This window comes from Neoroseomonas oryzicola (genome assembly GCF_012163135.1).
Lineage (GTDB): Bacteria > Pseudomonadota > Alphaproteobacteria > Acetobacterales > Acetobacteraceae > Neoroseomonas > Neoroseomonas oryzicola.
In genome coordinates this window covers 1-22688 of record NZ_JAAVUP010000007.1, presented here as the reverse complement: position 1 = coordinate 22688, position 22688 = coordinate 1, and the positions used below count along the sequence as shown (strand labels likewise).

The 22688-nt window shown below is 69.5% G+C and carries 20 protein-coding genes; 9 read left to right on the top strand and 11 right to left on the bottom strand.

Features of this window, described 5'->3' with window-relative positions; genetic code table 11:
- Positions 1-20 precede the first annotated feature (20 nt).
- From GWK15_RS18895 to mnhG, 6 genes are read left to right on the top strand one after another with little or no spacing between them, the layout of a single operon-like run.
- Positions 21-2930 carry a monovalent cation/H+ antiporter subunit A gene (locus GWK15_RS18895; RefSeq protein ID WP_245211752.1) on the top strand — a complete coding sequence of 970 codons (2910 nt, stop codon included), beginning with the start codon at positions 21-23 and terminating at the stop codon, positions 2928-2930.
- Positions 2930-3274, top strand: a complete 345-nt coding sequence (locus GWK15_RS18890; protein WP_168042939.1) for a Na+/H+ antiporter subunit C — start codon at positions 2930-2932, stop codon at positions 3272-3274. The genes GWK15_RS18895 and GWK15_RS18890 overlap by 1 nt, the downstream gene beginning before the upstream one ends.
- Positions 3271-4875, top strand: a complete 1605-nt coding sequence (locus tag GWK15_RS18885) for a monovalent cation/H+ antiporter subunit D (protein ID WP_338147285.1) — start codon at positions 3271-3273, stop codon at positions 4873-4875. The genes GWK15_RS18890 and GWK15_RS18885 overlap by 4 nt, the downstream gene beginning before the upstream one ends.
- Positions 4872-5363 carry a Na+/H+ antiporter subunit E gene (locus tag GWK15_RS18880; RefSeq protein ID WP_168042938.1) on the top strand — a complete coding sequence of 164 codons (492 nt, stop codon included), beginning with the start codon at positions 4872-4874 and terminating at the stop codon, positions 5361-5363. The genes GWK15_RS18885 and GWK15_RS18880 overlap by 4 nt, the downstream gene beginning before the upstream one ends.
- Positions 5360-5641: a K+/H+ antiporter subunit F gene (locus tag GWK15_RS18875; protein ID WP_168042937.1), complete on the top strand. Its 282-nt coding sequence runs from the start codon at positions 5360-5362 to the stop codon at positions 5639-5641. The genes GWK15_RS18880 and GWK15_RS18875 overlap by 4 nt, the downstream gene beginning before the upstream one ends.
- Positions 5638-6000, top strand: coding sequence for a monovalent cation/H(+) antiporter subunit G (mnhG, locus tag GWK15_RS18870; RefSeq protein WP_168042936.1), 363 nt, complete (start codon positions 5638-5640; stop codon positions 5998-6000). The genes GWK15_RS18875 and mnhG overlap by 4 nt, the downstream gene beginning before the upstream one ends.
- Before the next feature lie 4 nt (positions 6001-6004).
- On the opposite strand, the gene GWK15_RS18865 is transcribed toward mnhG, so the two are convergent.
- The 6 genes from GWK15_RS18865 to GWK15_RS18840 form a co-directional block, all read right to left on the bottom strand.
- Positions 6005-7717, bottom strand: a complete 1713-nt coding sequence (locus GWK15_RS18865) for a putative 2-aminoethylphosphonate ABC transporter permease subunit (protein ID WP_168042935.1) — start codon at positions 7715-7717, stop codon at positions 6005-6007.
- Positions 7714-8898: a putative 2-aminoethylphosphonate ABC transporter ATP-binding protein gene (locus GWK15_RS18860; RefSeq protein WP_168042934.1), complete on the bottom strand. Its 1185-nt coding sequence runs from the start codon at positions 8896-8898 to the stop codon at positions 7714-7716. Before GWK15_RS18860 ends, GWK15_RS18865 begins: the two co-directional genes overlap by 4 nt.
- A gap of 62 nt (positions 8899-8960) precedes the next feature.
- On the bottom strand, positions 8961-9989 hold the full coding sequence (locus GWK15_RS18855) for a putative 2-aminoethylphosphonate ABC transporter substrate-binding protein (RefSeq protein ID WP_168042933.1): 1029 nt from the start codon (positions 9987-9989) through the stop codon (positions 8961-8963).
- A 27-nt stretch (positions 9990-10016) separates the two neighbouring features.
- A complete protein-coding gene (phnY, locus tag GWK15_RS18850; protein ID WP_168042932.1) occupies positions 10017-11468 on the bottom strand; it encodes a phosphonoacetaldehyde dehydrogenase in 1452 nt (483 codons plus the stop codon).
- On the bottom strand, positions 11465-12721 hold the full coding sequence (phnA, locus tag GWK15_RS18845) for a phosphonoacetate hydrolase (RefSeq protein ID WP_168042931.1): 1257 nt from the start codon (positions 12719-12721) through the stop codon (positions 11465-11467). The genes phnY and phnA overlap by 4 nt, the downstream gene beginning before the upstream one ends.
- A gap of 13 nt (positions 12722-12734) precedes the next feature.
- A complete protein-coding gene (locus GWK15_RS18840; protein ID WP_168042930.1) occupies positions 12735-13889 on the bottom strand; it encodes a 2-aminoethylphosphonate--pyruvate transaminase in 1155 nt (384 codons plus the stop codon).
- Positions 13890-14007: 118 nt separating this feature from the next.
- Here GWK15_RS18840 and GWK15_RS18835 point away from each other — a divergent pair, with 118 nt between their 5' ends.
- Both GWK15_RS18835 and GWK15_RS18830 read left to right on the top strand, forming a co-directional pair.
- Positions 14008-14889 carry a LysR substrate-binding domain-containing protein gene (locus GWK15_RS18835; protein WP_168042929.1) on the top strand — a complete coding sequence of 294 codons (882 nt, stop codon included), beginning with the start codon at positions 14008-14010 and terminating at the stop codon, positions 14887-14889.
- A 101-nt stretch (positions 14890-14990) separates the two neighbouring features.
- Positions 14991-16685, top strand: coding sequence for a Na/Pi cotransporter family protein (locus GWK15_RS18830; protein WP_168042928.1), 1695 nt, complete (start codon positions 14991-14993; stop codon positions 16683-16685).
- Here the strand turns inward: GWK15_RS18830 and GWK15_RS18825 are convergent.
- From GWK15_RS18825 to GWK15_RS18805, 5 genes are all read right to left on the bottom strand, one after another.
- Positions 16669-17523 (bottom strand): EamA family transporter, encoded by an 855-nt coding sequence (locus GWK15_RS18825; protein WP_209442301.1) that lies wholly within the window; start codon positions 17521-17523, stop codon positions 16669-16671. The two genes, GWK15_RS18830 and GWK15_RS18825, sit on opposite strands and share 17 nt — an antisense overlap.
- Positions 17520-19979, bottom strand: coding sequence for a GcvT family protein (locus GWK15_RS18820; protein ID WP_168042927.1), 2460 nt, complete (start codon positions 19977-19979; stop codon positions 17520-17522). The genes GWK15_RS18825 and GWK15_RS18820 overlap by 4 nt, the downstream gene beginning before the upstream one ends.
- Before the next feature lie 77 nt (positions 19980-20056).
- Complete coding sequence (locus tag GWK15_RS18815) at positions 20057-20827, bottom strand: DeoR/GlpR family DNA-binding transcription regulator (protein WP_168042926.1); 771 nt, start codon at positions 20825-20827, stop codon at positions 20057-20059.
- A gap of 348 nt (positions 20828-21175) precedes the next feature.
- Positions 21176-21970, bottom strand: coding sequence for an N-acyl homoserine lactonase family protein (locus tag GWK15_RS18810; RefSeq protein WP_168042925.1), 795 nt, complete (start codon positions 21968-21970; stop codon positions 21176-21178).
- Positions 21967-22218, bottom strand: a complete 252-nt coding sequence (locus GWK15_RS18805; RefSeq protein ID WP_168042924.1) for a hypothetical protein — start codon at positions 22216-22218, stop codon at positions 21967-21969. Before GWK15_RS18805 ends, GWK15_RS18810 begins: the two co-directional genes overlap by 4 nt.
- Positions 22219-22422: 204 nt before the next feature.
- Between GWK15_RS18805 and GWK15_RS18800 the strand changes: the two genes are divergently transcribed.
- The coding region (locus tag GWK15_RS18800; RefSeq protein ID WP_168042923.1) for a transposase at positions 22423-22688 on the top strand (266 nt) is incomplete at its 3' end.

Genomic DNA, 22688 nt, shown 5'->3' with positions numbered 1-22688 from the left:
GGCGCTGCGCAGCGGATGGCATGATGCCTGACAGCCTGCTGCTGATGGCCCTCGTCGGCCTTCCCTTCATCGGCGCCATTGTCGCCGGGCTGTTGCGGGCGCGGGATGCGGCCTCGGGCGTGGCCGGGGCGGTCGCGCTTGCCTGCCTCGGCCTTGTCTGGGCGGCCTATCCGACGGTGTCGGCCGGCGGCGTGCTGCGGGCGGAATTCGCCTGGATGCCGACGCTGGGGCTGAACCTCACGCTGCGTCTCGACGGCTTCGCCTGGCTGTTCGCCGGGCTGATCAGCGGCATCGGCGCGCTCGTGGTCCTCTATGCGCGCTACTACATGTCCTCGGACGACCCGGTGCCGCGCTTCTTCGCCTTCCTGCTCGCCTTCATGGGTGCGATGACGGGCGTGGTGGTGTCGGGCAACCTGGTGCAGCTCGTCTTCTTCTGGGAACTGACGAGCCTCTTTTCCTTCCTGCTCATCGGCTACTGGCACCACACGGCGGCCGCGCGCGACGGGGCGCGCATGGCGCTGACCGTGACCGGCGCCGGCGGGCTGGCGCTGTTCGGCGGGGTACTGCTGATCGGGCACATCGTCGGCAGCTACGACCTGGACGCCGTGCTGTCGGCCGGGGACCGCATCCGGGAGCATCCACTCTACCTCGCGGCGCTGATCCTCGTCGTGCTCGGCGCGCTGACGAAGAGCGCGCAATTCCCCTTCCACTTCTGGCTGCCGCACGCGATGGCGGCGCCGACGCCGGTCTCGGCCTACCTGCATTCGGCGACGCTGGTGAAGGCGGGCGTCTTCCTGCTCGCGCGGCTGTGGCCGGTCATGGCGGGTACCGATGCCTGGGCCTGGACGGTCGGACTGGCGGGACTGACGACGCTGCTTCTCGGCGCCTACATCGCCATCTTCCAGAACGACCTGAAGGGGCTGCTCGCCTATTCCACGATCAGCCATCTCGGACTCATAACGCTGCTGCTGGGGCTGAAGAGCGAGCTCGCGCTGGTCGCCGCCGTCTTCCACATCATCAACCACGCGGCATTCAAGTGCTCGCTCTTCATGGCCGCCGGCATCATCGACCATGAGACCGGCACGAGGGACATCCGGCGGCTGTCAGGCCTGAACCAGTCGATGCCCTTCACGGCACGGCTGGCCATGGTGGCGGCAGCCGCCATGGCGGGCGTGCCCCTGCTCAACGGCTTCCTGTCGAAGGAGATGTTCTTCGCCGAGGCGCTGACGGCCGACGTGCCGCTCTCCCCTCTGCTGAACGTCCTGCCGGTCGCCGCCTTGCTCGCGAGCGCCTTTTCCGTTGCCTATTCCCTGCGCTTCATTCATGGCGCCTTCTTCGGACCCGCGGCGACCGACCTGCCGCGCACGCCCCACGAACCGGCAAGCTGGATGCGCCTGCCGGTCGAGATCCTCGTCCTCACCTGCATCATGGTGGGGCTGCTGCCGGCGGCCACCGTCGGGCCCTACCTCGCCATCGCCGTTCGCGGCGTGCTGGGGGCGGATGTGCCCTACTACAGCCTGGCAGTCTGGCACGGCTTCAACCTGCCCCTGCTGATGAGCGTCATCGCCCTCGCCGGCGGCGTCATGCTCTACATGCTGCTGCAGCAGCGGCTGAAGGGCAGCGTGGAAGGAGCCCCGCTGATCCGGCGCATCGACGCGCAGCGGATCTTCGAACGGGTCATGGTGTTCGTGTCCTGGCGGCTCGCGCGGCGGCTCGAGGCCCTGCTCGGGACGCGCCGCCTCCAGCCGCAGCTGCGGCTGATCGTGGGGATCGCGATCCTGGCCGGCGCCGGCGCCGTCTGGCTGCGCGGCTTCGGCCCGGGCAACCTGCCCTCCACGCCGGTCGACCCGGTGCTGGCGCTGATCTGGATGGTGGGTGCGGCCTTCGCGCTCGGGACCGCCTGGCAGGCGAAGTTCCACCGGCTCGCCGCCGTGATCCTGCTCGGCGGCGTGGGGCTCGTCGTCTGCATCACCTTCGTGTGGTTCTCGGCACCCGACCTCGCGCTGACGCAGCTGACGGTCGAGGTGGTGACGACGGTCCTGCTGGTGCTCGGCCTGCGCTGGCTGCCAAAGCGCTTCCAGGTCGCCGGGGAGAAGGGGCCGGAGGTTCTGACGCGCACGCGCCGGGCGCGCGACCTCGCCATCGCGATCGGCGCCGGAGGCGGCCTCGCGGCCCTGTCCTATGCCGTCATGACGCGGGTGCCGCCCGAGCTCCTCGCGCGCCACTTCCTCGAGCGCGCCTACACCGAGGGCGGCGGCACCAATGTGGTCAACGTCATCCTCGTCGATTTCCGCGGCTTCGACACGCTGGGCGAGATCTTCGTCGTCGCCGCCGTGGCCCTGACCACCTACGCCCTGCTGCGTCGCTTCCGCCCCGCCGCGGACAGCGTCGGGATCCCCGAGCAGCAGCGCGAGCAGGACGGCGGCGCGCAGCACGAGGACGCGGTGCGCCCGACCGCAGACTGGCTGCTGGTCCCCTTCACGCTCACGCGCCTGCTGTTCCCGGTCATGCTGATCGTCGCGGTCTTCCTGCTGCTGCGCGGCCACGACTTGCCTGGCGGCGGCTTCTCGGCCGGCATGGTCGTCGCGATCGCCATCCTGCTGCAGTACATCATCGGCGGTGCGGCCTGGACCGAGAGCCACCTGCGCCTGCTTCCCCAGATCTGGCTCGGCGCTGGGCTGCTCGTCGCCTCGGGCACCGGCCTCGCGGCCTGGTTCTTCGGCCGGCCGTTCCTGACCACCTACTTCGCCTATGCGGAGCTGCCGCTGATCGGCAAGGTCCCGACGGCGAGCGCGCTGATCTTCGACATCGGCGTCTTCGCGCTGGTGGTCGGGGCGACGCTGCTGATGCTCGTGGCCCTGGCGCATCAGTCGGTCCGCGGGCATCGCTCCGCGCCGCGCCGCGCGGCCGGCCGCGCGGGAGAGGCGTGATGGAACTCGTCGTCTCCCTCGCCATCGGGGTGCTGGCCGGGTCGGGCGTGTGGCTGCTGCTGCGCCCGCGCACCTTCCAGCTCATCGTCGGCCTGGCACTGCTGTCCTATGCGGTGAACCTGTTCATCTTCTCGACGGGTGGACTGCGCAGCGGCGCGGCGGCGATCCTCTCCCCGGGGGAGACCGGGACGCTCGGGGCCTATGCCGACCCGCTGCCGCAGGCCCTTGTTCTGACCGCCATCGTCATCGGCTTCGCGACGACAGCGCTGCTGCTGGTCGTGCTGCTGGCCGCGCGCGGCCTGACCGGCACCGATCACGTCGACGGTCGGGAGCGCGAGCGGTGAGCGGCTGGATGCAGCACCTGGTCGTCGCGCCGATCGTCGTGCCGATGATCGCGGGCGCGGCGATGATCCTCGCGGGCGATCGCCGGCGCCGGCTGACCGCGGCGATCGGCCTGCTGTCGACCCTCACGCTCGTCGTGCTGGCGACGATCCTGATCGGCATCGCGGACGGGCCGGCCGTGCACGTGTATCGCCTGGGCAACTGGCCGTCGCTGTTCGGAATCGTGCTGGTGCTCGACCGGCTGTCGGCCGTCATGCTGGCGCTCGCGGCACTCCTCGGCTTCGCGGCCTTCCTGTTCTCGATGGGCCGCTGGGAACGTGCGGGCGTCCACTTCCACCCGCTGTTCCAGTTCCAGCTGATGGGGTTGAACGGCGCCTTCCTGACCGGGGACCTGTTCAACCTCTTCGTCTTCTTCGAGGTAATGCTGGCAGCCTCCTACGGCATGGCGCTGCACGGATCGGGCGTCGCGCGCGTGCGCGCCGGGATGCACTACATCGTCGTCAACCTGGTCGCCTCGCTGCTCTTCCTCGTCGGCGTCAGCGTCGTCTACGGGGTTGCCGGCACGCTCAACATGGCAGAGCTCGCCCACCGGATGCGCGGGGTGACGCCCCACGACCGCGGGCTTCTCGAGACGGGTCTTGCCGTGCTCGGCATCGCCTTCCTGGTGAAGGCCGCGATGTGGCCGCTGGGCTTCTGGCTGCCGCCGACCTACGCGGCGGCCACGACGCCGGCGGCGGCGATCCTGTCCATCCTGAGCAAGGTCGGCATTTATGCGGTGCTGCGCGTCTGGCTGCTGCTGTTCGGCGCCGCGGCGGGCCCATCCGCCGGCTTCGGGGAGGCCTGGCTCCTGATCGGCGGGCTGCTGACCATCGCCTTCGGCTCCATCGCCGTGCTGGCCACGCAGAACCTGCCGCGCCTCGCAGGCGCGAGCGTGATGATCTCCTCGGGCACGCTGCTGGCGGCGATCGGTGCAGGGCAGGCGGCGGTGACCGGCGGCGCGCTGCTCTACCTCGTCAGCTCGGTGCTCTCGATCGGGGCCTTCTTCCTTCTCATCGAGCTGGTCGAACGCGGCCGGGAAGTCGGCGCGGACGTGCTCGCGGTCAGCCGCGAGGCCTTCGGCGCCGGCGAGGAGGAGGAAGAGATCGACGAGCAGGAGGTCGTCGGCGTGGCGATCCCGGGCACCGTCGCGATCCTTGGCTTCGCCTTCATGGCCTGCGCTGTGCTGCTCGCGGGCCTGCCGCCGCTGTCGGGCTTCCTGGCGAAGTTCGCCATCCTCTCGACGCTGCTCGCCAGCGGCGGGACTGGCGTGCCGGCGACGAGCTGGGTGCTGATGGCGGCTCTGATCCTGTCTGGCTTCGCGACCGTCGTTGCCATGCTGCGCACCGGGATCGACGTGTTCTGGGCCTCGCCGGCGACACGCGCGCCGCGCATCGGCCTCATCGAGATCCTCCCCGTCGCGATGCTGCTGCTGCTCTGCGTCGCCCTGACGGTCGGCGCCGGTCCCGCCATGGCCTATCTCCAATCGGCGGCCGAGCGGTTGCACATCCCGGCGGACTACCTCCAGGGCGTCGTCTCGACGCCGGCCGGGGGGCCCGGCCGATGAAGCGCTGGTTCCCCTACCCGCTGATCGGCCTCGGGCTCGCCCTGCTGTGGCTGCTGCTGACCGAGAGCGTCTCGACCGCGGCGTTCCTCCTGGCCACTGCCCTCGCTCTCGCTGGGTGCGGCACATTGCTGCGCCTGCGCTTCCCGAAGGCCAGGCTGCGGCGCCTCGGCAGCGTGCCGGGCCTGCTCCGCGATGTGGTGGTCGAAGTCTTCCGGTCGAACAACGCCGTCGCCCGCATCATCCTCCGCCCGTCGCGCGAAGATGCGCGGCGGTCGGGCTTCGTCCGCGTACCGCTCGACATGCGCAGCCCGCACGGCCTCGCGGCGCTGGCTTGCATCCTGACGGCCACGCCAGGGACGGTGTGGGTGGATTACGATTCGACCGACGGCACCATGCTGCTGCACGTGCTCGACCTGATCGACGAGGACGCCTGGGTGCGCATCGTGAAGGACCGCTGGGAGCGCCGGCTGATGGAGATCTTCGAATGAGCGCGACGCTGATCTCAGCCGCCGTGCTGGTCGCGCAGATCCTGCTCGTCGCCGCCATGGGCTGCGCGGCGCTGCGCGTGCTGCGCGGGCCAAGGGCTCAGGACAGGGTCCTCGCGCTCGATACGCTCTATGTGAACGGCGCGATGCTGCTGCTCGTCTTCGGCGTCCGCACCGGGACGACGCATTACTTCGAGGCGGCGCTGCTCATCTCGCTGCTCGGCTTCGTCGCGACGGCGGCGCTGTCGAAGTTCCTCATGCGCGGGGAGGTGATCGAATGAGCCAGGCGGCGGATCTACCCCTATGGGCGGCGCTTCCGGTTGCGATGCTGCTGGTGGTGGGCGCGGGCCTGGCGCTCGCCGGCTCGATCGGCCTGGTAACGCTGAAGAGCTTCTATGACCGCATGCACGCGCCGACGCTGGGGACGACGCTGGGCATCGGCAGCATCCTCATCGCATCGATGCTGTACTTCTCCGTCCTGCAGACGCGCTTCGTGCTGCACGAGATCCTGATCGGCGCCTTCATGGTGGTTACGACGCCGGTGACGCTGATGCTCCTCGCGCGCGCCGCGCTCTATCGCGATGAGCGCGAAGGCAATCCCGACGCGCCGCCGCGACGGCCGCCGCCGACCAAGGACTGAGCCGTCAGCCCGTCCGCACCCGCCAGCGCTGCAGCCTGCTCAACAGCAGCGCGTCGAGCAGCAGGTGCAGCAGCTTCACGGCGATCGCCGTGACCACGATGCAGGTGGCCATGGCGGCGGCGGCGGCGATCGCGCCGGCTTCGTCCATATGGACCACAGCGATCGAGGCAAGCTTGGTGCCCGGCCCGTAGAGGAAGATGACAGCCGAGACCGTCGTCATCGCATTGACGAAGAGATAGACGGCGATGTCGAGCAGCGACGGCATGCAGATGGGCACCGTGACGCGGCGCAGCGTCGTCCAGAACGGCACTTTCAGCGAGGCCGATACGGACTCGAATTCACCATCGATCTGCTTGAGCGCCGTGACCGCCGTGATGTGCGCGACCGTGTAGAAATGCGCGAGGCTGTTCAGCGCCAGGACCGCGATGGTGCCATACAGCGCCCCCAGCGGGTTCCACGGCGCATTGAAGAAGAAGACGTAGCCGAGGCCGAGCACGAGGCCAGGCACCGCCATCGGCAGCATGGCCAGGAAATGGGCGAAGAACCGCCCGAGCACCGCCGACCGTACCTTCTCGATCAGGTAGGCCCCGAGGAAGATGACCGGCGTGCCGATAAGGGCCGTCAGCGCTGCCATCTTGAGCGAGTTGAAGTAGGGCTGCCAGCCATCGGGCTCGAACTCCGCGAAGTCGTAGTTCGAGAGCGTCAGTGAGAGGTTGTATGGCCAGTACTTGATGAAGGAAGCCCAGACAGCGACGCCGAGGATGCCCGCGACCAGCCCGCCCACCAGGACGCAGAACATCAGCAGCGCGGTGTCGCGCCGGCGCTCGGGACGCGGCGAATAGGGGACGGCACGCGCGGAGAGGAGCGCGACCTGCCGGCGCTTCAGGATCTGCTCCACGAAGAAGGCGAGCACGGCCGGCACCAGCAGCACCATGCCGACCACCGCGCCCATGCTGAAATTCTGCTGGCCGACGACCTGCTTGTAGGCGTCCGTCGCGAGCACGGCGAACTGCCCGCCGATCACCTTCGGGATGCCGAAATCCGTCACGACGAGGGTGAAGACCACGACCGCGGCGGATACCACGCCGTAGCGTGCCCCCGGCAGCGTGACCGTCAGGAAGACCCGCCAGCGCGTCGTGCCGAGCGCTGCCGCGGCCTCATAGAGCCGGCCATCCGACAGGGCGAGCGCGGCGACCAGAATCATCGTGGCATGCGGCAGGCAGTAGAAGACCTGCGCCATGACGATGCCGATCGGCCCGTAGATCGTTGCGCCGAACAGCAGGTCCTTCAGGAATCCCTGGTTGCCGAAGATGTAGATGAAGGACAGCGCCGGCAGCAGCGACGGGGCGAAGATGGGCAGCAGGGCGAGTGCGTAGAAGAGCCCCTTCGCCGGGATGCAACTGCGCGTCAGCGCATAGGCGTAGATGAACGCCAGCGGAACCACGATGCAGGTCGCGAGCCCTGCCACCATGACGCTGTTGATCAACGACTGCACGAGCGCCGGCGTCGCGAAGTACCGGGCGAAATTCGCCAATCCGACGAATTCGCCGTTGGCGTTCAGGAAGCTCTTCGACAGCAGCGCCCAGAGCGGCAGCGCGATCGCCACCAGCAGCGCCAGGCAGAGCAGGCCGACCAGGATGGCCACCACTCGCTGTTCGGTGACGACGCGGCGGGTCGGCAGAAGAACGTCCTCCGACGACTGGAGGACGGCGCTCACGACGCCGCCTCCTCCTCGGCGATCGGCGACGAGCGCGCGAAGACGCGCAGAGATTCGGGCGGCAGGGCCACCAGCAGTGGCTTGCCGACCTCCACGCCCACATCGCGCATCAGATTGGCGGAGAAATCCGCCAGCAGCGCCAGCGCGGGCTCGTCCCGTGCGACGAGCCGAGCACGGCAGAAGGCGCCCAGGAACTCGACATCCTCGATGATGGCCTCGAAGGCGTTCTCGTCATCCGGACGAACGCCGCGAACACGGACATCCTCGGGCCGGAGCCCGACCCGCGCGGCGTAGCCGGTCGCCACCGCACGGCCATCAGCCACCCGCAGGCTGCGGGTGCCGACCCGGACCTCGCCCGGTGCCGACACCTTCCCATCGAGGAAGCTCATCGTGCCGACGAAGTCCGCGACGAAGGCGCTTGCCGGCGTGCGGTAGATATCTTCGGGCGTGCCGACCTGCTCGATCACGCCGTGGTTCATCACCACGATGCGGTCGGCCATGGCCAGTGCTTCCTCCTGGTCGTGCGTCACCATGATCGTGGTCACGCCGAGCCGGTTCTGCAGGGCGCGGATCTCCTCCCGCAGATGCAGGCGGACGCGCGCGTCGAGTGCGGAGAGCGGCTCATCCAGCAGCAACAGTCCCGGCGAGGTCGCAAGCGCGCGCGCCAGGGCCACGCGCTGCTGCTGGCCACCCGACAACTGCACCGGAAACTTCGCGCCCTGATCGGGCAGCCCCACCAACGCCAGCAATTCCTTGACCCGAGCGGCGATCTCCGCGCGCGGCCGACGGCGGTTCACCAGGCCATAGGCGACGTTGTCGTTGACGGTGAGGTTCGGGAACAGCGCATAGGACTGGAAGACGATGCCGAAGTCGCGGTCGGCCGGGGGCGCATGGGACACGTCGCGCCCACCGATCTCGATCCGCCCCTCATCCTGCCGGTCGAGACCGGCGATGGCGCGCAGCAACGTCGTCTTGCCGCAGCCCGACGGACCGAGGAAGCAGACGAACTCGCCGCGCCGGACCTCGAGGTCGATCCGGTCAAGCGCGGTGAAGGCGCCGAAGCGTCGCGTCAGGCCGCGCACGACCAGATATGCGTGCGACGAGACCGAGGGTCCGGCCGCCGATCCGCCGGCGGGCCGGGTCGCGGCGGAATCCGCCGTCTCGAAGCGCAGGCTTGACATGGTGCCGGGCCCTCATTCGCCGCCGATGCGACGCGGGCCGGGTGGCCCGCGCCGCGAGCCGATCAGTTGCGTGGCGCCGCCTTGGACTCGTAGCGACGCGACCACTCCGCCAGGATGCGTTCGCGGTTTTCCGCCATCCAGGTGAAGTTGTTCGGGAACATCCGCGCCTCGGCATTCGCCGGATAGTTGGTCGGCGTGTTGGTGACGCCCGGATAGGCGACGACGGCGTAGAAGCGGCTGTATAGCTCGTTCGCCTGGCGCGTCGCCACCCAGTCGGCGATGCGCCGGGCCGCTTCAAGGTTGCGCGTGCCGCGGACGATGGAGGTCGCCTCCATGTCCCAGCCCGTGCCCTCGGCCGGGATGATGACCTCGATGGGCGCGCCCTGGGTACGTTCGCGCGCCCCGCGCATGTCGAGCGAGATGCCGGCGACGCGTTCGCCGCGGGCAGCCTGCACGCAGGGCGCCGAGCCGGAATGCGTGTAGACGGCCATGTTCTCGTGCAGCGCGTCCATGAAGCGCCAGCCGGCTTCCTCGCCCATCTGCTGCAGCCACATCGCGACCATCAGGTAGCCGGTGCCGGAGGAGGCCGGATGCGGCATAACCAGCCGGCCCCGGAACTCCGGCTTCGTGAGGTCCTGCCAGGTGGTCGGCGTCGGTGCGTTGAAGCGGCGGGCCTCGGTCGTGTTGAAGCAGATGACGCCGAGATAGGCATCCATGCCCGTCCAGGTCGCAGGCGGCGTCGAGTCGCGGAAGGCCGGCTTCAGCGCATCCACCCCGGCGGGGGTGTAGGGCTCGAGCAGGTTCATGCCCTCGAACATGAGGAGCGAGGAGGCCGCGAGGCCCATGATCATGTCGGCGCGCGGGTTCTCGCGCTCGGCGATGACGCGGGCGGTGATGACGCCCGTGGAATCGCGCACCCAGACCACCTCGACGCCCGGGACGGCCGCCTCGATCGCCTGCTTGAAGGGCGCGAGCTGCTCGTTCTCGAGCGCGGTGTAGATCGTGACGCGGGTGCGCTGCTGCGCTTCCGCCGCGCCGGTCCCGAAGGCGAGGGCGATCGCCGCCCCCGCTGCAAGCAACCATCGCCTCATTCGCAAGCCTCCGTCCTGTTTCGTCCGTTACGCCGGCCAGGGCAGGGAGTAGGTCCGGATGGTGGTGAAGCTCTTCATGGCCTCGACCACCCCCTCCTTGTGCCCCAGTCCGGAATCCTTGACGCCGCCGAAAGGCGACATCTCGATCCGGTAGCCCGGCACCTCCCAGACATTCACGGTGCCGACCTCCAATTCGTTCACGAAGCGGGTGATGTAGTCGAGCCTGTTCGTGCAGACGCCCGACGACAGCCCATAGGCCGTCGAGTTGGAGATCCGGATGACCTCCGCGATGTCGTTCGGGCACCGCAGGATCGGGATCACCGGACCGAAGGTCTCCTCGCGCACCAGCTCGGCATCATGCGGGACGTGGTCGACCACGGTCGGCGGGTAGAGCGCGCCCCTGCGGTCGTTGCCATGCAACAGCCGTGCCCCCTGGGCGACGGCATCCGTCACCCGGCGCTCGAACTCGCAGGCGGCGCGTTCGTGGATGACGGTGCCGACATCGACGGTCGGATCCATCGGATCGCCCGCGACAAGCTTGCGGGCCTTCGCCAGCACCAGTCGCGAGAATTCGTCGGCGACGCTCTCCACCACCAGGATGCGCTTCACCGCCGTGCAGCGCTGGCCGGAGTTCTTGGTCGCCCCCTGGACCGCAAGCTCCGCGGCCTTGTCGAGGTCGGCATCCTCCATGACGATCAGCGGGTCGTTGCCGCCGAGTTCCAGCACCACGCGCCGATAGCCGGCCGTCCGCGCGATGTGCTTGCCGACGCGCACCGAGCCGGTGAAGGTGATCAGCTCCGCATCGGGGTCGGTGATCATCGCGTCGCCCATGCTCGCCGGATTGCCCGTGACGACGGAGAGCATTTCGGGCGGCAGCCCCGCCTCATAGAGCACGTCGGCAAGGGCAAGCGCGGTGAGCGGCGTCAGCTCGGTCGGCTTCAGCACCACGCGATTGTTGGTGGCGATCGCGGGCGCGATCTTATGGCTGACCATGTTGAGCGGGTGGTTGAAGGGCGTGATGGCCGAGATTACGCCCGACAGCGGCACGCGGGTCGTGAAGATCTTGCGACGCTTGCCCATCGGGCTGATGTCGCAGGCATAGGTCTCACCGTCGTCGAGGATCGCGAGCTGCGCGGCGAAGGAATAGACGTCATAGGCGCGCGACGCCTCGTAGAGGGAATCCTTCCAGCACAGGCCCGATTCTGCCGTGATGAGGCGGGCGAACTCCTCCTTGCGGTCACGCAGGGCTTCCGCCGTGCGCAGCAGGATCTGCTGGCGCTCGTACCGGGTCAGCTTCGGCGTGAAGGCGCGCGCTGTGGCGAAGGCTTCCCGCACATGCTCGGGCCGTGCGGCGGGGACGGTGCCGACCAGCTGGTTGTTCCAGGGGTTGAAGACCTCGACCACCTCGTCGGTCGTGACCTTGCGCCCGGCGATGCGCATCGCCTCCCGACGGACCGGGGGCTTGGCCTGCACGTTCATGGCGCCTGCACCAGGTTGAGCGCCACGTCGAAGACATCGAAGTTGCGCAATGTGTGGCCCTCGCGGAAGGCGACCTTGCGGTTGGCGATCATCGGCACGGTCTGCTCGGTCAGGCCGCCATGGGAGCGCAGCGGCTCCGTCAGGCCCGACAGGTCATGCCGCTCGGCGCTGGTGCCGAGCACCTTGTGGCGGGTCGAGATCACCACCAGGTCGCCGATGCGGTCCGCCGGCAGTTCGAAGCGGGCGCAGGCTTCAGGACTGTCCAGCGCGACCTCGACGCCGTCCAGCGCACGCAGCTTCTCCAGCAGCGCCGGGCGGTCGGCGCCGTCGGGCAGGTAGACCGTCGCCCAGGACCCCAGCGCGCCATGGTGCACCACATAGGGATCGGTGATCGGCAGGATTACCCGCGCGACGCCGGCGCCGAGCCAGCCATCCATCAGGTCCTGCAGGTAGATCACGTCCGGCGTGCCGTCCGCCTTGTGCTTGTCGTTCATGCCGTGGTCGGCGGTCAGCACGACCACCGCGCCCGCCTTGTCGAGTGCGCCGACATGGCGATCCATCATGGCGTAGAAACGGTTCGCGAAGTCCGATCCGGGCCCGGCCTTGTGCTGCACGTAGTCGGTCGTCGAGAGGTACATCACGTCGGGGCGCATCATCTCGAGCAGCCGCACGCCGGCGGCGAGAACGAAGCCCGAGAGTTCCTGCGAATAGACGTCCGGCACCGGCATGCCCGTCAGGCCGAGCGCATCGGTGATGCCGTTCTCCGCCAGGCTGACCTTGTCTGCCTTCTCCGAGGAGAAGGCGACCGCCGTGCCGTTCCCGTAGTCGAGGCCGTAGCCCAGCAGGGTGCGCAGCTTGTCCTTCGCGGTCACCACCGCGACCTTCGCGCCGCCGGCCTGCAGCGCCTGCATGATGGTCCCGGTGCGCATGAAGCGCGCATCGTTCATCATCACTTCCTCGCCCGCGGCACGGTCGTAGAAGTAGTTGCCGGCGATGCCGTGCACGATCGGCGGGCGCCCCGTAATGATCGAGATGTTGTTCGGGTTGGTGAAACTCGGCATCGCCGACAGCGCCGTGGTGCTGGTCCCCTCGCGCACGATTCGGCTGAGGTTCGGCGCCACGCCGGCCTCGATCGCGGCCTCGATGTAGCCGGGCTCGGAGCCGTCGATGCAGACCACGACGGTCGGCGTCGAGGGAATGCGGTAGGTGCGTCCGTTGGCTTCGACGGTGCGGATGGGGCGGTAGACGTTCATCGCTCTGCGTCCTTCAGGCGGCCATCGCCGCGTCGGTCATGCCGAATTCCCCGAGGGCCTCGCGCACCGCCGCGAGCGCGCCTTCCATCTCGGCGCGGCCGAGATGGCCGATGCAGCCGATGCGGAAGCTGTCCGCCACGGTCAGCTTGCCGGGATAGATCACGTAGCCGCGGTCCTTCAGCGAATCGTAGAAGCGCTGGAAGACGAAGCGCGGATCCTTCGGCATGTGGAATGTGACGATGATCGGCGCCTGCAGCGCGTCCGGCAGCAGCGTGCGGAAGCCGAGCGCGCGCATGCCCTCGACCAGCACCCTGCAGTTGGCGGCATAGCGTCCGCCGCGGCCGGGCTGGCCGCCTTCGGCGAGGAATTCGGTCAGCGCCTGGTGAAACGCGACGATGACATGGATCGGCGGGGTGAAGCGGTACTGGCCTGTCTTCTCGAAGGCCTGCCACTGGTCGTGCAGGTCGAGCACCAGCGTCGTCGCATTCCCCTTCGCCTTCGCCAGCACGTCGCGCCGGCACAGCACGAAGCCAAGGCCCGGCACGCCCTCGATGCATTTGTTGGACGACGCCGCGATCGCGTCCGCATGCACGGCGTTGGCGTCGAGCGGCAGCGCACCGAAGGCCGACATGGAATCGAGCAGGAAGCACTTGCCGTGCTTCGCGGCGAGCGCCCCGATCTGCGCCACTGGGTTCAGGATGCCCGAGGTCGTCTCGCAATGGACCGCGAAGACGTGGGTGATGGACGGCGTCGCAACCAGGATGCGCTCGACCTCGGCGAGGTCCGGCGGCGTGTCCTCCGCGGTCTCGTGCACCAGGGCGCGACGGCGGGCGATGTCGAGGATGCGCTTGGCGCGATGGCCATAGGCGCCGTTGACGAGCAGCAGCACCTCGCCGTCGGGCGGCACCAGGCTGGTGAGCATCGCCTCCACGGCGAAGGTACCGGATCCCTGCACCGGCACGGTCACATGGGTTGCCGCGGCATTCGCGATGGCGGGCAGGCGCTCCAGCACCTCGCGGTTGATCCGCAGGAACTCGGCGTCGCGCGAGCCCCAGTCATGGACCATGACTTCCTTGACGCTGCGGGAGGTCGTGAGCGGGCCGGGCGTGAGAAGGAAGGGGTCGCCGGTCTCGGAGGCGGCGCGGCGGGACGGGGAGGTCAAAGTCATGGCAACTCGCTCCGGCTGGATCGCGGAAAGGAAGCGTGCTGCCGGGACCATCCATCGGTCCAATATTTCATCTCGATACCGGGTATAGATTTGACCTATAGATGACCCGCACACCACCATGGCCATCGCGACCACTCTCCGCGCCTTCCACCTCGTGGCCGAGGCCGGTTCCTTCTCCGCTGCCGCGCGGGCCGGCGGCGTCAGCCAACCGACGCTTTCCGCCCAGGTGAAGGCCCTGGAGGCGACATACGGCGTGGCCCTGTTCGACCGGCGCGGCCGCGGCGCCAGCCTGACGCCCCTGGGGCAGAGCCTGCACGCCGTGACCGCGCGCCTCTTCGCCGCGGAGGAGGAAGCGCGCGCCCTCCTCGCCGGGGAGGCGACGCTGATGCGCGGCCATCTGCGCATCGCCGCCGACAGCGCCTCCCACGTCATGCCGATCCTCGCGCGCATCCGGGAACGCCATGCGGGCCTGACCTTTTCCCTGGCGATCGGCAATTCCTCGGATGTGATCGGCCGGGTGCTGGACCACCACGCGGATGTCGCGGTGACGGCCCGGCGCAGTTCGGACCCCCGCCTGCACAGCCGGCTGTTGCAGGAGGACCGCCTGGTCCTCTTCGTGCGCGACGACCATCCGCTGGCGGGGGCGGGCAGCGTCCGGATCGCCGCCCTGGCCGCCGAGGACCTGGTCATCCGCGAGCGCGGGTCCGTCACGCGGGAGGTCTTCGAGGCGCGTCTGGCCGAAGCCGGCACCCGCCCCCGCGCCCTGCTCGAGGTCCAGTCGCGCGAGGCCGTGCGCGAAGCGGTGCTCGCCGGCTTTGGCGTCGGCGTCGTCTTCGAGGCCGAGCTGCCAGTTCAGCCAGGGCTGCGGCGGGTGCTGGTGGCCGATGCGGACCTCGCCGTCGCGGAGTACGTCATCTGCCTCGAGGACCGGCGGCGGCTTCCGCTGGTGCGCGCCTTCCTGGGGGCGGGCGGTCCGGCCGCTCGGCCCGCCGGGGGTTAGGCATCGCGCCAACTTCACGAATTCGCGCAATTTCCCACATTTTGCCTCATTGTTTTCGATCCTGACCTCTGCGAGGGTTCAGGAGGAGGCAGTCAGGCCGAATGCACGCTACGCAGATGCTCGCCCAGTTGCTCGGCAGCGTCGCGCTCATCCTCTGGGGTGTGCGGATGATCCGGACGGGGGTGACGCGCGCCTATGGCGCGGAGTTGCGGCGCGTCGTCGGCGCGGCTGCGCGCACCCGGCTCGGTGCCTTCGCCGGCGGCGTCGGCGCCACCGCGCTGCTGCAGTCGAGCACGGCGATGGCCCTCATCATCGGCGCCTTCGCCGGCAAGGGGCTGATCGCGCTGCCGGCCGCGCTCGCGGTGATGCTCGGCGCCGATGTCGGCACCACGCTGGCGGCGCAGTTGCTCGCCTTCGACGTGAAGTGGCTATGGACGCTGGCCGTCGCGGCAGGCGTGTTCCTGTTTCTCGGCACGCAGCAGGAACGCTGGCGCGGGCTGGCGCGCGCCATCGTCGGGCTGGGGCTGCTGCTGCTCGCGCTGGACCAGATCGGCCAGGTGTCCGGCGCGCTGCGTGGATCCGAGACGGTGCGCGCCGTTATGGGCGCGATGGGCGGCGAACCGCTGCTCGCCGTGCTGGTGGCGACCGTGCTCACCTACGCGGCGCATTCCAGCCTGTCGGTCGTGCTGCTGATCATGTCGCTGTCGGGTGCGGGAATCCTCACGGCACCGGCGGCCATCGCGCTGGTGCTCGGCGCCAATCTCGGCGGCGCGCTGGTGCCCTGGTTCGCGCTGTCCGGGGCGCCGCCGGCCGCGCGGCGCGTGCCGCTCGGCAACCTGATCATCCGTGCCGCCGGCGTCTTCGCCGTGTTGCCCTTCGTGACGCCGATCGCCTCCTTCGCGCAGGTCCTGGCCGGCGATCACGCGGAACGCCTCGTCGTGCACATGCATACGGGCTTCAACATCGCGCTCGCCCTGGTCGCCCTGCCGCTGGTGGGCGTCCTGGCTCGGCTGCTGGAACGCATCCAGCCCGACGCGCCGGAGGCACGCGACAGCGTCGCCGCGCGGCACCTCGACAGTTCGGCGCTCAACGAACCGGCCGAGGCCCTCGCCTGCGCGATGCGCGAAACGCTGCATATGGGCGACCGCGTCGCCGAGATGCTGCGCCGCGCGCTGCCGGCAATCGAAGGCAGCGACCCCCGCCTGGTGCGCGAGGTGGAGGAAGCCGACAACGCCGTCGACCGGCTCTACGAGGCGATCAAGCTGTATCTCGTGCAGGTGTCCCGGGCGGAACTGACCGCCGAGGAAAGCCGCCGCTACGTCGAGATCCTGACCTTCACGACGAACCTCGAGCATATCGGCGACATCATCGACAAGAACCTGATGGAACTGGCGACCAAGAAGATCCGAAACCAGCTCGCCTTCTCGCCGGAGGGTGAGGCCGAGATCCGCGCCTTCCACGCCCGCGTCGAGGAGACGATGCGCCTCGCCTGCAACGTCTTCGCCACGCGCGACGTCGCGCTCGCCCGCCGACTATTCGCCGACAAGGGGCCGACGCGCACGGCGGAGCGCGAGGCCGCCGAGCGCCATTTCGCGCGCCTCAAGGAAGGCCGGCCGGAATCCATCGCGACGAGCGCGATCCATCTCGACATCATCCGCGACCTCAAGCGCATCCACGGGCACCTGACGGCGGTCGCCTATCCGATCCTCGAAGGGTCGGGGGAGCTCGCGGAATCTCGCCTGCGCGCGAGCGAGGAGGCGCCGGCCCGCCTCTCGCCGGTCAACCGAGGCGGATGAGCAGCGCGCCGCCCAGGATCACCGCGGCCGCCACCAGGCGGAACGGTGCGAGGGGTTCGCGCAGCATCACCACGGCGAGCAACGCCGCGAACAGCACGCTGGTCTCGCGCAACGCCGCGACCAGGGCGATCGGCGCCGAGGCCATGGCCCAGATCACGATCCAATAGCCCGCGAGCTGCATCGCCGCGCCGAACAGCGCCGGCGCAAGGGTACGCGGCGCCACCCTCAGCGCGGCAGCGCCACGACGCAGGAGAAGGAAGCCGCAGGTCACCGCGCCATCGATCACGAACAGCAGCACCGCATAGCCATGCGGATTGCCAGACAGCCGCGACCCCTGCCCGTCCACCAGCGTATAGGACGCGATGAAGCCGGCGGTGACGAGGGCGAAGAACACCGCACGACGGTCAGCGTGCAGCAGGTCCGCGGGGCGTCGCACGGACATGCCGGCCACGCCCGCGACGATCATCGCGACGCCGAAGATCCCGGTGGGCGCAAGGACCTCCCCGAACAAGGCGGCGCCGGCGACGGCCACCACCGCGGGCGCGGCGCCACGGGCGATCGGATAGACGAGGCCCAGCCCGCCGGTCCGATAGGCTTCCGCGAGGACGAGGTTGTAGCCGAAATGCAGTGCGACCGAGGCCGCGACGAACGGCAGGGACTGCACCGACGGGAGTCCGACCACCGGCAGCAGCGGCAAGGCGATCGCGCCCGCCAGCACCACGATCAGCGTCACGCCCAGGACCGGATCGAGCGCCCGCTTCGCGAGCGCGTTCCACCCCGCATGAGCCATCGCCGCGCAGAGCACCGCGGCGAAGGTGGCCGGGTCCATCCCGGTCATGCGCGCATCCGCAGCCCCTTGGGGTCATGGAACGGGCGCAGCGAGGCCCGCACCGGAACATGCTCCCCACCGATGTCGAGCAGCAGCGGCCTGGCGTCGAGCCAAGCCTGGTCGATCGCCTCCTCGGCTCGGACCCAGGCAAGTGCGACGACGCCGCCAAGCGTGTGCCCGAAGGCGGCCGACGTGACGTCGCCGACCGGCGCGCCATCCCGCAGCAGCAACTCGCCGCCCCAGGCCAGCGGCCCATTCGGCGCCTCGGCGAACAACGACACCAGGCGCCGCCGCAAGGGCGCGTCGCGCGCCGCCAGCAAGGCCGCCAGGCCGGTGAAGTCGCAGCCCTTGTCCAGCGCCACCGCGAAGCCGAGCCCCGCCTCCCAGGGCGTATCGTCGGGACCGATGTCGCGACCCCAGGCGCGGTAGCCCTTCTCGACGCGCAGCGAGTCGAGCGCCGCATAGCCCGCATGGCGCAGCCCGAAGGGGCCGCCGGCGTCGACCAGCGCGTCATGCGCGCTGAGTGCGAATTCCGTCGGCACGTAGATCTCGAAGCCGAGTTCGCCCGTGTAGGAGCGCCGGCACGCCAGGGCCGAGGCATAGCCGACGTCGACCGTCCTGAACCCGCCGAATGGCAGGTCCTCGTTGCCGATGCCCTCCGCGCCCGCGTGCTGCAGCACGTCGCGGGACCGCGGCCCCGACAGCGCCAGCACGGACCAGGCGGAGGTGACATCGGTCAGCACCGCGCGCGCGTCCGCGGGCATGGCGCGGCGGATCCAGTCGGCGTCGCGCGTCGCCTGCGCCGTGCCGGTCAGGATCAGGAATTCCTCTGCGCCGATGCGCGCGACGGTGAGGTCGCTCTCGATGCCGCCGCGGGCGTTCAGCATGGGCGTGTAGACGCTGCGCCCGACGGGGACCGCCATGTCGGCGGCGCAGAGTCGCTGCAGCACGGCCTCGGCATCCTTCCCCTGCAGCAGCAGCTTCGCGAAGGAGGTGACGTCGAACAGCGCCACGCCTTCCCGCGCCGCCCGATGCTCCTCGGCAGCCGGGCCGAACCAGGCGCCGCGGCCGAAGCCGTAGCCGACCTCGCGCGATGCGCCCGCGGGCGCGAAGAACAGGGCCCGCTCCCAGCCCATCTTCGAACCGAACACCGCGCCGCGCGCGGCGAGACGGTCATGCAGCGGCGATCGGCGCGCCGGTCGCGCGCTGTCGAGCTCGCGGTTCGGCCAGGGCATGGCGTAGTGCAGGCCCAGCGTCTCCTTCACCCGGTCATGCAGCCAGCGCCGGTTGCCGTTGAAGGGCGCGAAGCGGCGGATGTCGACCGCCCAGAGATCGGCCGAAGGCTCGCCTTCGACCATCCATTCCGCCAGGTGCCGCCCCGCGCCGCCGGCCGAGGCGATGCCCATCGAATTGAACCCCGCCCCGACGAACAGTCCCCGCAGCCCGGGCGCGGGGCCGAGGATGAAGTTGGCGTCCGGCGTGAAGCTCTCGGGGCCGTTGAGGAAGGTCTTGATCTCCGCATGCTCGAGCGCCGGGACGCGCTGCAGCGCGCCGCGCATCAGCGGCTCGAACTGATCCCAGTCGTCGGGCAACAACTGGAACTCGAAGTCATCGGGAATGCCGGCCATGCCCCAGGGCTTCGCATCGGGCTCGAAGCCGCCCATCACCAGGCCGCCGACCTCCTCCTTGAAGTAGACATAGCCGTCGGGGTCGCGCAGCACGGGCAGGTCGGGATGCACGCCCTCCATGCGGCCGGTGACGATGTACATGTGCTCGGCGGAGTGCAGCGGGATGGTGACGCCGATACGCCGGCCGAGCTCGCGCGACCATTGCCCGGCGCAGATCGCCGCCGCCTCGCACAGGATCGTGCCGCGATCGGTCTCCACCGCCCTAACCACGCCGCCCTCGATCCGGATGCCGGCCACGCGCGTCTTCTCGAAGATGCGCGCCCCCTTCATGCGCGCCCCGCGGGCGAGCACCTGGGTGATGTCGGCCGGATTGGCCTTGCCGTCGCCCGGGATCCAGACCGCGCCGCACAGGTCGTCCGTGCGCATCAGCGGCCAGCGGTCGCCGGCCTCTCGCGGGCTCATCTCCTCGATGTCCACGCCTTGCGCGCGCGCCGAGGCGATCTGGCGGCGGAGCAGCGTCATCCGTTCCGGCGTGCGCGCGACCGAGATCGACCCGCAGCGCCGCCATCCGGTGGCGAGGCCGGTCTCGGCCTCGAGGCCCGCATAGAGTTCGGTCGAATACCGGATCAGCCGCGTCAGGCTGCGCTGGGACCGCAGCTGCCCGACCAGTCCCGCCGCATGCCAGGTCGTGCCGGAAGACAGGCGCCCCTGTTCGAGGAGCACCACGTCCGTCCAGCCCATGCGCGTCAGGTGATAGGCCAGGGAGCATCCGACGATGCCCCCGCCGATGATCACCGCGCGCGCCTGGGTGGGAAATGGCCGCTCTGCCGTCGCCATGCCGGGTGACCCTCCGATGGAGGAGGAGTAGGCCGGCGACTGTCTCAGATCAACGCAATTTCACACATTTTCCCACATTATCGCGCAACCACGAGGTCGATGCGTCGGCGCGCCAAGGCCTTTCGAAGGCCGGGAGACGGTTCCGCATCGACCACGAGCCCGACCGGCCCGCCGCCCGTCGTCTCGAGGCGAACCGGCGTGAGGCGACCAAACTTGGTGTGGTCCATCAGCAGCCAGGTCCGCGCGGCGGCCGCCATCATCCGGCGCCGCTGTTCGGCGCCCGTGCGACTGTAGTCCGTGACCTCCCCGTCCGGCGTCAGTCCGCCGGCGCCGATGAAGGCCAAGTCGACTCGGAAGCGCTCGATGGCGGCCAGTGCGTCGACGCCGCCGGTCGCTTCCTCGGTGCGGTCAACCTCGCCGCCCAGCACATGGACCACATGCGCCGTCTGCCGGGCGAGGTGCAACGCCACTGCGAGGCTGTTGGTGCAGACCGTCAGACCCCGCTTGCCCGCGAGCGCCTGAGCGAAGGCAAGTGTGGTCGTGCCGGAATCGATCAGCAGCACGCTGCCATCGGGGACCAGGGCCGCGGCCGCGCGCGCGATCGCGGCCTTGCCTGCCGCGTTCTCCTCGGCGCGCTCGGCGAAGGCGGGCTCGCTGGACCGGTGGGGCACGGCGCCGCCATGGACCACGGCCAGCAGGCCGCGTGCGGCAAGTGCCCGCAGGTCGCGGCGGATTGTTTCGTGCGAGACGCCAAGGACCGCGGCAAGTTCGCCGACGCCCGCGGCGCCGTCGGCGCCGATGCGGCGCAGGATCTCGTCATGCCGTCGGATCGCAAGTTTGCGGGCCATGGACTCCGGTGTCGGTTCGCTGGGTCTGCAACACCATCGTAGCCGCTGCCCGGCGCGAAGACACCGTAGGCATGAAGGTTGATGGGTGCCCCGCCTGGCGGGCCCGAACTCGCCGGACGCATCGGGGATCGTTCAGTCGAGCCACGTGCCGGAGCGGTCTGCCGGGTGCCCCCAGACGGCATCCGGGCAGCAGATGAGCCTCGGCAGGTGATCCGGGATCGTACCAGCCCGTCGTGTCGGCGCCCCCCCGGCTCACGGTCACGGACGGCGGTATCCGTCGCGTGGTGCAGCGGATGGGCGATCGGCGGCGGCGAATCGGGCCGGCGCCTCTCTCCCATTCAGCGCCGATCAGGCAATGGGATCGCGGTGCAGTTCCACGGCGATCCCTTCGAGCCCGGGCGCGGCTGGATACCGGCGCATCACTTCGGGGTCGTGGCCCGGCACGACGTGGCGCGGGCTCGGCGCGAGGGCGCGCAGCCGGTCGAACCCGTCCAGCATCAGCCCGACATGGAAGCACGTCGTGAAGGGCCGCCCGCTCTCCATGTTCTCGTAGAAATGCGTGACGTCTGAGGCAAGCACGACCTGCCCGCGCGCCGTGTTCACCCGCACGCATTGCAGGCCCATGGAATGGCCGCCGACCGCATGCACGGTGATGCCTGGCGCGACCTCGCCATCGCCGATGTAGAAAACGGTCCGGTCTGCATAGGTCATGCGCACGATACCGACCACGTCCTCGACCTCGAAGGAATGGCGCAGCTTCCTGTGCTTCATGAAGTGCCCACAGGCGTAGTGCATTTCAGCCTCCTGAAGGTGGAAGCGGGCCCTGCCGAATTTGTGGAAGCTGCCGACATGGTCGTAATGCAGGTGCGAGATGATGACATCATCCACCGTCTCCGGATCGACGCCCAGAAGGGGCAGGCTTTCTATCGGGCAGCGCAGGTAGTTCCGCTTGCGCCGCGCGGCGACTTCGGCGGTGAAGCCGGTATCGATGACGATGGCACGGTCCTCGTTGACGGCAACCCAGACGAAGTAGTCCATCGGCATCGGCGCATCGTGCGGATCGCCGCCGATGAAGTGCTCGTGTCGCAGGGCGTCGCGGGTTGCGTAGCGCAGCGCATAGACGCGGTAGCTGGGTTCGGTCATCCCGCATTCTCCCCGGGTTCTGGCGCGGAGAGGCGCAGATCGAGCGCGCACTCCATCATCCACGCATCGCGCAGTCGAAACTTGCTCGCGCCAGGCGGGCTGGCATCGCCGACCAGCACGTAAGGCAGGCCCGGAGCCTCGACCACGTTGCAGCCCGCATGGTGCAGCCATCGTAGGGCGCTGGCGAGATCCTTTTGGATCTGGGCAGTGGCGGCCTTGTACGGTGCCACCGGTACCATGTTCAGCAACGCTGAGCGTGCCTTTGCGGTGTATCTGTAAGTGGTGGCTCTTTTGGGGGTTGCTGGTGTTGCGTGCGGCGTGCGTGGTGCTGCGGAGGCACGCTGGCGTTGTGGGGGTTGGACGCGAAAAGGGCCCTAGGCTCCAAACCCAATCAGTTCTCGCTGCGGCGCGGCGGGGTGTGATTCAAGCTGCTGGGTAGCGGAGCTTGGATCATGTCGGGTGAGTTCTGGCTTACGGACCGGCAGTGGGCGGCTCTGGCGCCGCTGCTGCCGACGAACGAGCCCGGCGCGCGGCGGGTGGACGACCGGCGCGTCATCAGCGGCATTGTCCATATGCTCAGGAACGGCGGGCGCTGGCAGGACTGTCCGGCCTGCTACGGTCCGTCGGCCACGATCTACAACCGCTACCATCGGTGGTCGGGCCGCGGCATCTGGGCTGGCATGCTGGCCGCGCTCGTCGAGGCGACGCCGGGCGGGTT